This window comes from Actinomadura fulvescens, from assembly GCF_039533225.1.
Classification (GTDB): Bacteria; Actinomycetota; Actinomycetes; order Streptosporangiales; family Streptosporangiaceae; genus Spirillospora; species Spirillospora fulvescens.
Window position 1 is genome coordinate 132435 of the sequence record NZ_BAAATD010000007.1, and the last position, 12768, is coordinate 145202.

At 72.9% G+C, this 12768-nt stretch carries 12 protein-coding genes; 6 read left to right on the forward strand and 6 right to left on the reverse strand.

The window, feature by feature from the left end; genetic code table 11:
* Positions 1–86: 86 nt before the first annotated feature.
* The 3 genes from ABD333_RS25650 to ABD333_RS25660 are packed head-to-tail and all read right to left on the reverse strand — an operon-like array spanning position 87 to position 2439.
* Positions 87–1142, reverse strand: a complete 1056-nt coding sequence (locus ABD333_RS25650; RefSeq protein WP_344544895.1) for a threonine aldolase family protein — start codon at positions 1140–1142, stop codon at positions 87–89.
* Entirely contained in the window at positions 1123–1824 is a 702-nt protein-coding gene (locus tag ABD333_RS25655) for an SDR family oxidoreductase (RefSeq protein WP_344544897.1), read from the reverse strand. The genes ABD333_RS25650 and ABD333_RS25655 overlap by 20 nt, the downstream gene beginning before the upstream one ends.
* A gap of 57 nt (positions 1825–1881) precedes the next feature.
* Positions 1882–2439 carry a hypothetical protein gene (locus ABD333_RS25660; protein WP_344544899.1) on the reverse strand — a complete coding sequence of 186 codons (558 nt, stop codon included), beginning with the start codon at positions 2437–2439 and terminating at the stop codon, positions 1882–1884.
* A gap of 631 nt (positions 2440–3070) precedes the next feature.
* Between ABD333_RS25660 and ABD333_RS25665 the strand changes: the two genes are divergently transcribed.
* The gene (locus ABD333_RS25665; RefSeq protein WP_344544901.1) at positions 3071–4612 is read left to right on the forward strand and encodes a GAF domain-containing protein; all 1542 of its coding nucleotides are present in this window, start codon (positions 3071–3073) and stop codon (positions 4610–4612) included.
* A 45-nt stretch (positions 4613–4657) separates the two neighbouring features.
* On the opposite strand, the gene ABD333_RS25670 is transcribed toward ABD333_RS25665, so the two are convergent.
* Positions 4658–5368, reverse strand: coding sequence for a histidine phosphatase family protein (locus ABD333_RS25670; RefSeq protein ID WP_344544902.1), 711 nt, complete (start codon positions 5366–5368; stop codon positions 4658–4660).
* 150 nt (positions 5369–5518) lie between these two features.
* On the opposite strand from ABD333_RS25670, the gene ABD333_RS25675 reads away from it, so the two are divergent.
* Together ABD333_RS25675 and ABD333_RS25680 are read left to right on the forward strand one after the other, a co-directional pair.
* A complete protein-coding gene (locus tag ABD333_RS25675; RefSeq protein ID WP_344544904.1) occupies positions 5519–5881 on the forward strand; it encodes a hypothetical protein in 363 nt (120 codons plus the stop codon).
* Entirely contained in the window at positions 5874–6317 is a 444-nt protein-coding gene (locus ABD333_RS25680; protein ID WP_344544906.1) for a hypothetical protein, read from the forward strand. Before ABD333_RS25675 ends, ABD333_RS25680 begins: the two co-directional genes overlap by 8 nt.
* Positions 6318–6417: 100 nt before the next feature.
* Here the strand turns inward: ABD333_RS25680 and ABD333_RS25685 are convergent, their stop codons facing one another.
* The gene (locus tag ABD333_RS25685; RefSeq protein WP_344544908.1) at positions 6418–7182 is read right to left on the reverse strand and encodes a nuclease-related domain-containing protein; all 765 of its coding nucleotides are present in this window, start codon (positions 7180–7182) and stop codon (positions 6418–6420) included.
* 223 nt (positions 7183–7405) lie between these two features.
* On the opposite strand from ABD333_RS25685, the gene hrpB reads away from it, so the two are divergent.
* Complete coding sequence (gene hrpB / locus ABD333_RS25690; protein WP_344544910.1) at positions 7406–10081, forward strand: ATP-dependent helicase HrpB; 2676 nt, start codon at positions 7406–7408, stop codon at positions 10079–10081.
* 16 nt (positions 10082–10097) lie between these two features.
* Here hrpB and ABD333_RS25695 read toward each other — a convergent pair whose 3' ends face one another.
* Positions 10098–10874 (reverse strand): TetR/AcrR family transcriptional regulator, encoded by a 777-nt coding sequence (locus ABD333_RS25695; protein ID WP_344544911.1) that lies wholly within the window; start codon positions 10872–10874, stop codon positions 10098–10100.
* A gap of 74 nt (positions 10875–10948) precedes the next feature.
* On the opposite strand from ABD333_RS25695, the gene ABD333_RS25700 reads away from it, so the two are divergent.
* Both ABD333_RS25700 and ABD333_RS25705 read left to right on the forward strand, forming a co-directional pair.
* Positions 10949–11902, forward strand: a complete 954-nt coding sequence (locus ABD333_RS25700) for an ATP-binding cassette domain-containing protein (RefSeq protein ID WP_344544913.1) — start codon at positions 10949–10951, stop codon at positions 11900–11902.
* Positions 11899–12747 (forward strand): ABC transporter permease, encoded by an 849-nt coding sequence (locus ABD333_RS25705; RefSeq protein ID WP_344544915.1) that lies wholly within the window; start codon positions 11899–11901, stop codon positions 12745–12747. The genes ABD333_RS25700 and ABD333_RS25705 overlap by 4 nt, the downstream gene beginning before the upstream one ends.
* The last annotated feature ends 21 nt before the right edge of the window (positions 12748–12768 follow it).

Here is a 12768-nt window from a genome sequence, read left to right on the forward strand (position 1 = left end):
CTCGCCTCCTGTACCGAATCCAGTTCGATACCACGATAGCCCGCCGACCAAGCAAGTGCTCGGTCAGGATGGCTCGAAGGGCTCGCTCAGGCGTCCAGCTCCTCGGCCAAGGCGGCCGCGAACGCCTTGACGTCGCCCTCGGTGGTGTCGAACGAGCACACCCAGCGGACTTCACCCGTCCGCGCGTCCCAGACGTAGAAGGGGAAACGCTTCTGTAGGCGCTCGATCACGTCCTTGGGCAGGATCGCGAACACCGCGTTGGCCTCGACCGGCCGTACGATCCGTACGCCCGGCAGGTCGCGGACGGCCGCCTCCAGCGCACGGGCCATGGCGTTGGAGTGGGCGGCGTTGCGCAGCCACAGATCACCGTCGAGGAGCGCGACGAGCTGGGCCGACACGAACCGCATCTTGGACGCCAGCTGCATCCCCGCCTTGCGCAGGTAGAGCGTGCCGCGCGCGGCGTCGGGGTTCAGGACGACGATCGCCTCGCCGAGCATGAGCCCGTTCTTGGTGCCGCCGAACGAGAGCACGTCCACTCCCGCGTCGGTCGTGATGGCCCGCATCGGCACACCGAGCGCCGCCGCCGCGTTGGAGATGCGGGCGCCGTCCATGTGCACGAGCAGGCCGCGCTCGTGCGCCGCGGCGGCCACGGCGGAGATCTCCTCGGCCGTGTAGACGGTGCCGAGCTCGGTGCTCTGGGTGAGGGACACGACCTTGGGCTGGGCACGCTGGGGGTCGCCGAAGCCCGTCGCGTACCGGTCGACCAGCTCCGGCGTCAGCTTGCCGTCGGGGGTCGGCACCGCGATGAGCTTGAGCCCCGCCACCTTCTCCGGCGCGCCGCCCTCGTCGGCGTTGATGTGCGCGGAGTCGGCGCAGACCACCGCGCTCCAGCGGTCCGACATGGCCTGCAGCCCGACCACATTGGCGCCCGTCCCGTTGAAGACGGGGAACGACTCGGCGCGTTCACCGAAATGCCGCTTGAACACCTCGCGCAGCCGGGCGGTCACCACGTCGTCGCCGTAGGCGGTCTGGTGCCCCTCGTTGGCGGCGGCGATGGCGGCCAGGACCTCGGGATGGATCCCCGAGCGGTTGTCACTGGCGAACGTTCGGGCGGCGGGTCGTTCAGGAGTGGGAGAGGTCAATGCGTCTTCCGTTCAGCTGGTCGGCGGGCCGCTTCCAGAGGTCCACAACGGCCTGCGCCAGATCGTCGACGTGCGTGAACCCCGGGAAGGCATTGTCCGGGTTCTCCCTCAGCATCGCATCCGTCAGCAACGCCTTGATCACCAGGACGGTCGCGGCCGCCGTCCCGCCGAACGCGTCGGCCTGCGCGAGGATCCACGCCTCGGCCGCCGCCTTGGCGGTGGAGTACGCGGCCATGTCCTGGACGGGTCGTTGCGCCGCGTGCTGCGACACGATCGCGACCCTGCCGTACGGGCTGCGCGCCACGTGCTCATGGAAGGCGAGCGTGGTGTGCTGCAGGGTGCGGACGAGCAGGTCGTGGAGGAACGCCCAGTCGGCCAGGTCGGTCTCGGCGAACGGCGTGCCGCCGCGCCAGCCGCCGACCAGGTGGATCAGGCCGTCCACCCGGCCGTGCTCGGCGGCGATGGAGCCGGCCCAGGCGCGGGTCCCGTCGGCGTCGAGCAGATCCACGACGACCGGCGAGATCCGTTCGTCCGCCCATTCCCGGGGTATCCGGTCCGCGGCGACGACCCGCGCCCCGCTCTCGGCCAGCGCACGCACGACGGCCTGTCCCGCGGGTCCGCCGGAACCCGCCACCACGATCACTCGCTCCCCGCCAGGGGCACCGGAAGGCTGTGCTGTCATGCCCCCATCTTCCACCGGAAGTGATCAGCGCACGCGCTCATCTCGCGATGGAACCGGTCAGAGCACGCGCTCGGCCACCGAGTCGGCCACCGTTTCGGAGGGCACGGGCTCGTTCGCGCGGCCGCCGATCCGCGTGCGCAGCGCGTCCACGTCGTCGCCCAGCCTGGCCATGTTGCCCTGGAGCTCGCGCCACAGGCCGGACCGCTGTTCCATCCGCGTCAGCCGTCCGCGCAGGTCGGCGAGGCGCTGATCGATGTGCTCCAGGCGGCTGCTGTTGCCGGCGGTGTCCTTGCCGGTGCGGACGAGCGTGGTGGCCACCACCGTGAGATCGCGCTCGGCGTCGTCGATCCGCTCGTCGATGCGGGGCAGCACCCGGTCGTTCAACTGGGTGACCAGGGAGTCGAGCTCGATCCGCAGCCCGCGCAGCTCGGCGCCCTGTCCCTGGACGGTCTCCTCCAGCGCCTGGATGCGCTCGCCATAGGCTTGGAGCCGCGCCAGCTCCGCCACGCGTTCCCGGGTGTCCTGGCCGAGCCGGACGAGGAGGCTCGCGCCTCCGCGCACACGGTGTTCCGCTTCGGCGGCGACGCGGCGGACGAGACCCGAGAATACGGTCATGATGCTCCTCTGGAGTGGGGGATCTTGACGCGGGGTACGCCACCTAAACTCTAGGCGAACCGGGCGATAACAGAGCAGATCATTCACGGGTTCACAGAGTGAACTACGTCGCGTGCGCGGTCCGTTCGCCCGGCAGCGGCGAAGAGTCGCCCGGCAGCGGGCGTGGCCGTGGCAGCGGCGAACGTTCGCGCGGCAGTGGATCAGACCGCGGCGAACGTTCGCGGGGCCGTGGATCAGACCGCGGCGAGCGTTCGACGGCGCGGTGCCGGCTCCCCGGCGCCGGGCACACGCACAAGCCGTGATCCACGATCAGCCGCGCCCGTTCGGTGGTGTAGTGCGCCCGGCTCTCCGCCGGCCGCACTCGATTGCAGGTCAGGCACAACAACGACGATCCTCCCCCCGGCCGGCCGCAGTGGCCGGCGCACCGTCTCGCGCGCCTTCCCCCCGAAGGCGCGCGAGACGGTGTATCCCGGCTACGGGGCGGTCGCCTCCGGCCGGTGCGACGGAACCGTAATCACCGGAACGTTGCAAACACGTTGCAGCCGACCACTTACGTTAGGTGCTAACGACGAGGTAGGCACGTTCCCGTGAACCGCTTGCGGGGCATACCGGGGAGGGCGATGCTCAGGGTTTGATCCAGGTTCTCGTTCTCGCGGGAGTGCCGATGGGACAGGGCTTCACGACAACGGCGCGACCCAATCCCCACGCGTGCCGGGACGCGTCCGAGCTCATCCGCAGGCTCAGCGCCGCGCAGGAGGCGGCCGACCCGGCCGCGGCCCGGCCGCCGATCTCCGAGTCGTGGCGGCGGTCGTGGCACGCGGGCATCGACACCGCGGTGTCGTCGGCGCCGCTGGTGTACGACCGTGACACGATCGCCGACGCCCGTGTCTCGCACCCGCTGGGGCGGCATCTGCCCATGCTGCGCGGGCTGCTGCGGCGCGTCGCCGATGAGACCGCGCACCTCATGGTCATCACCGACGGCCAGGGGCACGCGCTGTGGACCGACGGTCCCCGCCAGGTCCGGTACGCGGCCGAACAGGTCGGTCTGAACGAGGGTTTCTGCTGGTCGGAGGGCTCTGTCGGCACCAACGGCATCGGCACCGCGCTGGCCACCGGCCGCCCGGAGTACGTCTACTCCGCCGAGCACGTCGCCCGCGTTCTCCACCGGTGGTCGTGCGCGGGAGCGCCGGTCACCGACCCCGACTCGGGCGCGGTGATCGGCTGCATCGACGTGAGCGCGACCGTGGACGCGCTCCACCCGGCCACGCTTTCGCTCGTCGACGCGGCGGCGCAGCTGGCCGAGGCGCACCTGGAGATGGAGATGCGCAGGCGGGACGAGACGCTGCGCGAACGCGGCATGCGCCACCTGCGCGCGCTGCGCGGCGAACGCGGGATGCTCGTGACCCCGACCGGGCGGCTGCTGGCCGGCGAGCCCGCCGAGTGGCGCGGGCTGCGCCTCCCGGCCCCCGCGCCGGGCGCCCACCTGCTCCTGCCCGACGGGCGGCAGTCCATCGCCGAGCCCGTGGGGGAGCTGTTCCTCGTACGGCTGCCCGGTCCGTCCGGTGTCCCTTCCGGAGGTTCCGGATCACGGCCGGGGGCCGTGCGGCCGCTGCTGACGCTCTCGCTGCTCGGCACCGAGCGGCCGCACGCGCGGCTCGACGGCCGCCGGCTGCCGCTGTCGCTGCGCCATGCCGAGATCGTCGCGCTGCTGGCGCTGCATCCGCGCGGGCTGAACGCCGACCGGCTGTCGCTGGAGCTGTACGGGGACGCGGGCAACCCGGTCACCATCCGCGCCGAGATCCACCGGCTGCGGGCACAGCTGGGCGAGCTCGTCCAAGCCAAGCCCTACCGGCTCGCCTGCGAGGTCGACGCCGACTTCCTCGCCGTCCGCAGGCTCCTGGACGAGGGCGACGTCGCCTCAGCGGTGCGCCTCTACCGCGGCGAGCTCCTGCCAAGGTCGGACGCGCCCGCCATCCGGATCGAACGGGACGAGCTCGCCGTGCGGCTGCGCCGCCAGGTGCTCGACCACGGCGGCACCGAGTCGCTGTGGTCCTACGCGCAGACCGAACCCGGCCGCGACGACATCGAGGTGCTCCAACGGCTGGACAGCGTCCTTCCCCCGGGCGACCCGCGACGCGTCACCGTAGAGACCCGCCTCGACACACCGCCCTAACCGGCCGCACGACCCCGGCCAGGCCTTAGTCGGGCGCCGGGCTGGTCAGGGGCGGTTCGCGTCTACTGGGACGAGGTGGTCGCAGGCGTTGTACGAACGGCGGCTCAGCCGGCCGCCCTCGTCGCGCCAGCGGGTGATCGAGCAGTTGGCGACGGGCTCCTTCTCGATCTCTAGGATCTCGTGCTCGGACAGCTGTTCCACCAGGTAGCGGGTCATGACCACGATCGCGTCGTGGGTCACGATCAGCGGCCGGCCGCCGGGCTGGTCCTGGCCGAGATCGCGGTAGAAACCGCGGAGCCGCAGTGCCAGGTCGGCCCACGACTCGCCGCCCGGCGCGCGGTAGTAGAACTTGCCGAGGCGCCGCATCCGCAGGGCCTCCTCGGGGTACCGCAGCCCGATGCCGCGCGGGGTCAGTCCTTCGAGGACGCCCTGCTCGCGGTCGCGCAGGCGCTCGTCGACCTCGCAGGGGATCTGGTAGGGCGCCTGCGCCAGCGCGATGCGGGCCGTGTCGAGCGTGCGCAGGTAAGGGGAGACGACCGCCACGGTGGGGCGCTGGTCTTCGGGGAGGCCGGCGAGCCAGCGGCCGAGGAGGACCGCCTGCTCCCGCCCGGCGTCCGTCAGCGGGATGTCGGCGTCACGTTCGCGGATGCCCAGCTCCTCCGCGTCGGTGCCCTGCACGGCGCGATAGGCGAGGTTGCCGGTGCTCTCCCCGTGCCTGGTCAAGTTGAGCCACTCGAGCGTGTCCACGGACCTCATGATCCCACGTGGTGCCCATTCGGCGCCGAAACTACCGGCCTCGCGCGTCCACGTGGGAGAAGGTGAACGCCCCGGTGTCCCATCCCGGCGGGCCACCGCGCCGCGGTGGCCGCGCGGAGGGAGCTCTACAGGGCGTAGTACTCTCTCCCCGTGACGAACTGGCTGGCCACCACGATCATCGTGGTCTCGCTGCTCGGGGCCGCCTACAGCCTGGTGGCGGTGCTGCGCGACCGGGCGATGGACTGGGGCCATCTCATCGCGCTCGGCCTTGTCGAGGTGCTGCTCGTGCTGCAGGCCGTGCTCGGCTTCGTGAAGCTCGCCGACGACCAGGGGCCGAAGGACTCGGCCACGTTCGTCGGCTACCTGCTGGGCATCCTGCTCATCCCGGCCGCGGGCGCGGGCTGGGGGATGCTGGAGCGCTCCCGCTGGGGTCCCGGCGTCATCGTCGTCGCGTGCCTGTCGGTCGCCGTGATGATCGTGCGGATGGACCAGATCTGGACCGGCGATGTCTGAGCGCCCGGACACCACGGCGGTCGCCACGGGGAGCGGGCCCGGACGGCTGCTGGTGGCCGTCTATGCGATCTTCGCACTGGCGGCCGGCGCGCGGGCGGGGGTACAGATCGCCACCAGGTTCTCCGAGGCGCCGCTCGCCTACACGCTGTCGGCCGTCGCCGCGGCCGTCTACGTCCTCGCGACCGTCGCGCTCGCGCTCGGGGGCCGCACGTCGCGCCGCGTCGCGTTCACCGCGTTGTCGGTCGAGCTGGCCGGCGTGCTGATCGTCGGCACACTGAGCCTGGCCGACCCGGACGCCTTTCCCGACGCCACGGTCTGGTCCGGCTTCGGCCGCGGCTATGTCTTCATCCCGCTGGTCCTGCCGGTCGTCGGCCTCTACTGGCTGCGCCGGACCCGTCCGGCGGGCGCCGGCTCCGCGCCCGCCGGAACGAGCTGATCCGGAAGCGGCCCGCGCCGGCCCGTTCCCCGGATCAGGCCGCAGGCGGCCCGGCTCGTTCTCAGGGTCAGGCCGCAGGCGGCCCGGCCCGTTCTCCCGATCAGGCCGCGGGCGACATGGTCCGGCCGCCGATGGGAAGGGTGTGCACCGCCGCCTGGGCGATGAGCTCCACCTCGGACGGCGAGAAATCGGCGTCCGGGTGGCGCCTGGCCCAGCGCAGCAGCTTCAGCGGCGGGGCGAAGACGATGCCGTCGGCCGTGAACGGTGGCCGGGTCAGCCTGCCGCCGTGCACCGCGAGCAGCGGCGTCACCGGCACGCGCAGGCCGGTGCGGTCGGACAGCATCCGGGAGGTGCTCGTCGCGGCCCCGGTGAGCCGCTTGACGAGATCGGACTGGGTACGGCCGTCGATGAAGAGCTTGCCGCCGTGGTGGGTGATCTCGGCCTCCGGCTGCCAGGCCTCGTTGTGGATCAGCCACACCCCGCCGGGGCCGACCAGCACCTGGTCGATGGTGCCGTGGCCGGGGACGGTACGGGTGTGCAGCACCCGGTGGCCGCGGCGTTCGAGCGTGAAGCGCAGCAGGCGGCTCATCCGTTCGTCGCCGCGCAGACCCAGCCGCCAGACGCGCGAGGCGTTGTAGCCGCGCCAATGGAAGTAGGTGTCGGCCCCCGCCGCCAGCAACGCCATCACGAGGCCAAAAACGGCGTTGACCAGCATCCCGCAGAGTACCAGCGAGGCGCCCGCCAAAATTGCGCGGGTCCGCAATCTTCCCTTCCGGCCGCGCTGCCAGAGTTCCTCGTAGACGGCCTGCGGCGATCCTCCGGTGAACGCCGTCCTGCCCCTGAGATAGATAGAGCTGCCGATCATCCCGAACCTCCATGCACCTGCGGCTACGTCCCTGATTATGAGGCATACCCGGTGATTGGCGGGAAGGGCCACCCTGGTTAGTAAAGTCGAACGCAAAGGAAACGGAAAGTGGGAGCATCATTGCAGTTCAGGCCATTATAGAAATGCGCGGTGCAACTATCACCGCAAGGTCCGCGACCACTTTCGGTCCCGTGGGATTTGTCTCATAGGGAAGACTGGGCCGATGCAGACCGTTCGTCGCGAGGCCCTTGGCGGGTTGCCCGTCCGCCATGCCGTGCCCGCCCTCCACTCGGCGCTGTCCGACCGGGGTGTGGCCGTCTTGGCAGCGCCGCCCGGGACGGGCAAGACGACGCTCGTCCCGCTCGCGCTCGCCGGACTGCTCGACGAGGAGCCGCCACGCGACGGAGCCGAGCCGGCGCGCGACGGAGCCGGGTCGCTGCGCGACGGAACTCGCTGGGCGCGCGACGGAGCCAGCCGGGACGGCCAGGTGATCGTGGTCGAGCCGCGACGGCTGGCGGCGCGGGCGGCCGCCCGCCGGATGGCCTGGCTGCTGGGCGAACGGGTCGGGGACCGGGTCGGCCACACGGTGCGCGGCGACCACCGGCCCGGCTCGCGCGTGCAAGTGGTGACGACCGGCGTGCTGCTCCAGCGCCTGCAGCGCGAACCCGAGCTCGCCGGGGTGTCCACGGTCATCCTGGACGAATGCCACGAGCGGCACCTCGACGCCGACACCACGCTCGCGTTCCTGCTCGACGTCCGCGCCGCGCTCCGCCCGGAGCTGCGGCTCGTGGCCGCGTCCGCGACCGCCGACACCGCGCCGTGGTCGCGGCTCCTCGGCGGGGACGACGGCCCCGCGCCGGTCGTGGCGGCCGAGGCCGCCCTCCATCCCGTCGAGGTCGTGTGGGCACCGCCGGAACGGCCGCTGCCGCCGCCGCACGGCATGCGGGTCGATCCGGCGCTGCTGGCGCACGTCGCGGGCCTGGTGCGCCGGGCGCTGGCCGAGCGCGACGGCGACGTGCTCTGCTTCCTTCCCGGCGTCGGAGAGATCGCCAGAGTCGCCGGGGCGCTGTCGGACCTGACGTCGGCCGACGTCCTCCAGATCCACGGCCAGGTGCCGCCCTCGGTGCAGGACGCGGTGCTCGCGCCGGGGGAGCGGCGGCGGGTGGTGCTGGCGACCTCGGTCGCCGAGTCGAGCCTCACCGTGCCGGGCGTGCGGGTCGTCGTCGATTCGGGGCTGGCCCGCGAGCCGCGCACCGACCACTCGCGCGGGCTGGGTTCCCTCACCACCGTCCGCGCGTCGCGCGCGGCGGCCGAGCAGCGCGCCGGGCGGGCCGGGCGCGAGGCGCCAGGCGCCGTCTACCGGTGCTGGAGCGAGGCCGAGCACCAGCGGCTCCCCGGGCGGCCCCGGCCCGAGATCGAGCTGGCCGACCTCTGCTCGTTCGCCCTGCAGATCGCCTGCTGGGGGGCACCGGACGCGCGTGGCCTGGCCCTGCTCGACCCGCCGCCGGACGCGGCGCTGCGGGCGGCCCGCTCGACCCTGGCGGCGATCGGCGCGGTCGACGCCGACGGCCGGGCCACCGGGCGCGGGCGGCGGCTGGCGCGCGCCGGAGTCCATCCGCGCCTCGCCCGCGCGCTGGTGGACGGCGCGCGGCAGGTCGGGCGCCGGACCGCCGCCCAGGTCGTGGCGCTGCTCTCCGAACCGCCACCGCGGGGAGCGGGCGACGATCTCACCGCCGCCTGGCGTTCCCTGCGCCGCGACGGTCCGCCCGCCGACGCGCACGCCGCCCGCTGGCGGGACGAGGTGCGCCGCCTGCAACAGGCCCTCCAGACCGACAAGGACCTCCAGACCGACAAGGCGCTCCAGACCGACAAGGACCTACCGGCCGACAAGGCCCGCCCGGCCGACCCCGGCGGCCGTGCTCCCCGCCTCGCCGACGACGTGGCCGCCGGAACGGTCGTCGCCCTGGCCTTCCCCGAACGCGTGGCACGCGCCCGCCCCGGCGGCGGATATCTGATGGCGTCGGGCACCGGCGCCGCCCTGTCCTCCGACGGCTCGGCGCTCGCCTCCGCCCGCGCCGGGTGGCTCGCGATCGCCGTCGCCGACCGCCCCGCCGGGGCGGCGTCCGCCCGTGTCCGGCAGGCGGTCGTGATCGACGAGGACGTCGCGCGGCTCGCCGCCGCCCCGCTGCTGGAGGTGGCGGAGGAGGTCGGCTGGCGGGACGGCGACGTGCTCGCCCGCCGGGTCGAACGGCTCGGCGCGATCGAGCTGAGCGCCAGGCCGCTGGCCGATCCCGATCCCGGCCTCGTCCGGGAGGCGCTCGCCCGGGGCCTGCGGGAGGAGGGGCTTTCGCTGCTGACCTGGACTCCCGCCGCGACCGCTCTGCGTGAACGTCTCGCGTTCTGCCACGGCGCCCTGGGCGGCCCGTGGCCCGCGGTGGACGACGCGGCCCTGCTCGACCACGCGCCGGCCTGGATGCCCGCCGCCGCCCGCCGCCGCGCCGACCTCGCCAAGATCGACGTCACGGCCGCGCTGCGCGGCCTGCTGCCGTGGGAGTGCGCGGCGCGCCTGGACGAGCTGGCGCCCGAACGGATCGAGGTGCCGTCCGGCTCGCGGGTCCGCGTCGACTACTCGGGGGAACGACCGGTCCTGGCCGTCAAGCTGCAGGAGCTCTTCGGCTGGACCGCCGCTCCGGCGCTGGCGGGCGGGCGCGTGCCCCTCGTCGTGCACCTGCTGTCGCCCGCGGGCCGTCCCGCCGCCGTCACCGCCGACCTGGCCTCGTTCTGGAAGGAGGGCTACAAGGCCGTTCGCGCGGAGCTGCGCGGGCGTTACCCCCGCCACCCGTGGCCGGAAGATCCCACCCAGGCCCCGGCCACGCGTCGCACCAACCCGCGCCGCTGACCCGGCGAACGAGCCGTCAGCCGGAGGCGCGTTCGGTGATGAGGACGGCGATGCCGTCGAGGATGCGTTCCAGGCCGAACTCGAAGGCGTGCTCGGGGCCGATCGCGCCGCCGTAGGCCTGCGAGGCGGCGGTGCCGACGCGCGAGCCGAGCGGGTAGGCGTCCGGCTGGAGGACCTCGTCGAGCACCGGGGCGGTCGCCTCCCACCATTCCACGTCGGTCATGCCGGTGCGCCGTTCGGCCTGGGCGGCGTTGACCGAGACCCGCGCCGAGCTCTGGGCGTGCCCGGTGACCAGGGAGATCACCGAGTCCATCTCCACGTCGGTGAGACCGAGGCCGTCGACCGCGCGCAGCTCGTACTCGTACTTGCCGATCAGGTTCGGGCCCATCGGCGGCCGGCTGGCGGAGATCTCCAGCAGCCACGCGTGCCGGTGGTAGAGGTCCCAGTTCTGGCGGGCGACGTGCGCGAGCTTGGCCCGCCATCCGCCGGGCACGTCGTCGGGTGGCACGAGCTCGCCGAGGGCGCGGTCCATCATCACGTCGATCAGCTCGGCCTTGGACGGGACGTAGGTGTAGATCGACATGGGGGCGACGCCGAGCTCTTCGGCGATACGGCGCATCGACAGGGCGTCCAGACCGGCGGCGTCGGCGAGGTCGATCGCGGTCGTGACGATCCGCTCGACGGTCAGCTTGGGCTTCGGGCCGCGGCGGGGACGTTCCTGCACGCCCCAGAGCAGCTCAAGGCTGCGCTTCGGGTCCCCGGTGCCGCTGTACTCCATGGTCACGCTGTCCATCCTGGCAGACACTAGAACTTTGTACGCCGTACGCTATAGTCTTCTCCGTACAACGTATAGAGTTGGAGGGTGAGATGGACTCCACGGAGTTCGCGATCGTGGCCGAGGGGCTGCGCAAGCGCTACGGCGACACCCGGGCCCTCGACGGGGTCGACATCACCGTGCCCACCGGGACCGTGCACGGCGTGCTCGGCCCGAACGGCGCGGGCAAGACCACGCTGGTCCGCGTTCTCACGACGCTGATCCGGCCCGATTCCGGGCGCGCCGAGGTCGCCGGGCACGACGTCGTCCGGCGGTCGGCGCACGTCCGGTCGCGGATCGGCCTGGTCGGGCAGCACGCCGCGGTCGACGAGGTCCTCAGCGGACGGCAGAACCTCGTCATGTTCGGGCGGCTCTACCACCTGGACACCGGCACCGCGCGGCGGCGGGCCGACGAGCTGCTGGAGCGGTTCCGGCTCACCGACGCCGCCGCCAAGCCGGTCGGCAAGTACTCGGGCGGCATGCGGCGCCGGCTCGACCTGGCGGCGAGCATGATCCTGGCGCCGCCGGTCCTGTTCCTGGACGAGCCGACCACCGGCCTCGATCCGCGCGGCCGCGTCGAGGTGTGGGACGCCGTCCGCACGCTCGTCGGCGGCGGCACCACCGTGCTGCTCACCACGCAGTACCTGGAGGAGGCCGACCGGCTGGCCGGCGACATCTCGGTCGTCGACAACGGCCGGATCATCGCCTCCGGCAGCCCCGACCGGCTGAAGTCGCGGCTCGGCGGCGACCGGCTCGACGTCGTCGTGCACGACGCGGACGGGCTCGCGGCGGCCGCCGAGATCATCGGCCGGATCGGCGGCCGGGGCGCGGACGTGCACGCCGACACCCGGCGCATCGACGCGCCCGTCACCGACCGGGTGGCCGCGCTCACCGAGGCGGTCCGGGCGCTGGCCGACGCGGGGATCGAGGTCGAGGACATCGGGCTGCGGCGGCCCACGCTGGACGAGGTGTTCCTGCACCTCACCCGAGAGGAGGTATCGGCATGACCCTCGCCACGCTCACCCCGATCCCCGTTCCCGAGCCGCCGCGCGGCTGGGCCGGCCGGGCCCGCTGGGCCCTCGCCGACGCCTGGACGATCACGTTGCGGGCGTTCGCGCACTGGGCCCGGAAGCTGGACGAGCTGCTCATCGGGCTGCTGTTCCCGGTGATGATGGTCCTGATCATGGGCTATCTGTTCGGCGGCCAGATGAAGGTGCCGGGCGGCGGGAACTACCGCGAGTTCATCATGCCGGGCATGTTCGCCATGACCATGGTCTTCGGCGTGGAGGCGACGTTCGCCGCGATCGCCAACGACACGGCCAAGGGCGTCACGGACCGGTTCCGCGCCATGCCGATGGCGCCGTCGGCCGTGGTCGCCGGCCGCTGTGTCGCCGACATGATCAATTCGCTGGTCTCGCTGGTGGTGATGGTGGGCTGCGGCCTGCTCATCGGCTGGAAGTGGCACGAGGGGGCGGGCAAGGCGGTGGTGGCGTTCGGGCTGCTGCTGCTCCTGCGCTTCTCCCTGCTCTGGATGGGCGCCTACCTCGGCCTGGTCGCCAAGGGACCGGAGTCGATCATGGCGGTGCAAATCCTGGTCTGGCCGATCAGCTTCCTGTCCAGTGCGCTGATCGCGCCCAGCACGATGCCGGGCTGGCTCGGGGTGATCGCCGAGTGGAACCCGATGTCGGCCACGGCCACCGCGACCCGGGACCTGTTCGGCAACCCGGGCCTGACGAGCACCGGCTCGTGGGCCGGTGACCACAGCCTGCTGCTGGCGGTGCTCTGGCCACTGGTGATCATCGCGGTCTTCCTGCCGCTGTCGGTCCGCCGCTACCGGAACCTCGCCCGCTGAGTCCACCGCCTACCGGTCAGT

Excerpts from the sequence above, each read along its gene's own strand:
- ABD333_RS25655 (WP_344544897.1), bottom strand. The coding sequence starts at position 1,824 with ATGACAGCACAGCCTTCCGGTGCCCCTGGCGGGGAGCGAGTGATCGTG.
- ABD333_RS25670 (WP_344544902.1), bottom strand. The coding sequence starts at position 5,368 with ATGAGGTCCGTGGACACGCTCGAGTGGCTCAACTTGACCAGGCACGGG.
- ABD333_RS25700 (WP_344544913.1), top strand. The coding sequence starts at position 10,949 with ATGGACTCCACGGAGTTCGCGATCGTGGCCGAGGGGCTGCGCAAGCGC.
- hrpB (WP_344544910.1), top strand. The coding sequence starts at position 7,406 with ATGCAGACCGTTCGTCGCGAGGCCCTTGGCGGGTTGCCCGTCCGCCAT.
- ABD333_RS25705 (WP_344544915.1), top strand. The coding sequence starts at position 11,899 with ATGACCCTCGCCACGCTCACCCCGATCCCCGTTCCCGAGCCGCCGCGC.
- ABD333_RS25680 (WP_344544906.1), top strand. The coding sequence starts at position 5,874 with ATGTCTGAGCGCCCGGACACCACGGCGGTCGCCACGGGGAGCGGGCCC.
- ABD333_RS25695 (WP_344544911.1), bottom strand. The coding sequence starts at position 10,874 with ATGGACAGCGTGACCATGGAGTACAGCGGCACCGGGGACCCGAAGCGC.
- ABD333_RS25685 (WP_344544908.1), bottom strand. The coding sequence starts at position 7,182 with ATGATCGGCAGCTCTATCTATCTCAGGGGCAGGACGGCGTTCACCGGA.
- ABD333_RS25660 (WP_344544899.1), bottom strand. The coding sequence starts at position 2,439 with ATGACCGTATTCTCGGGTCTCGTCCGCCGCGTCGCCGCCGAAGCGGAA.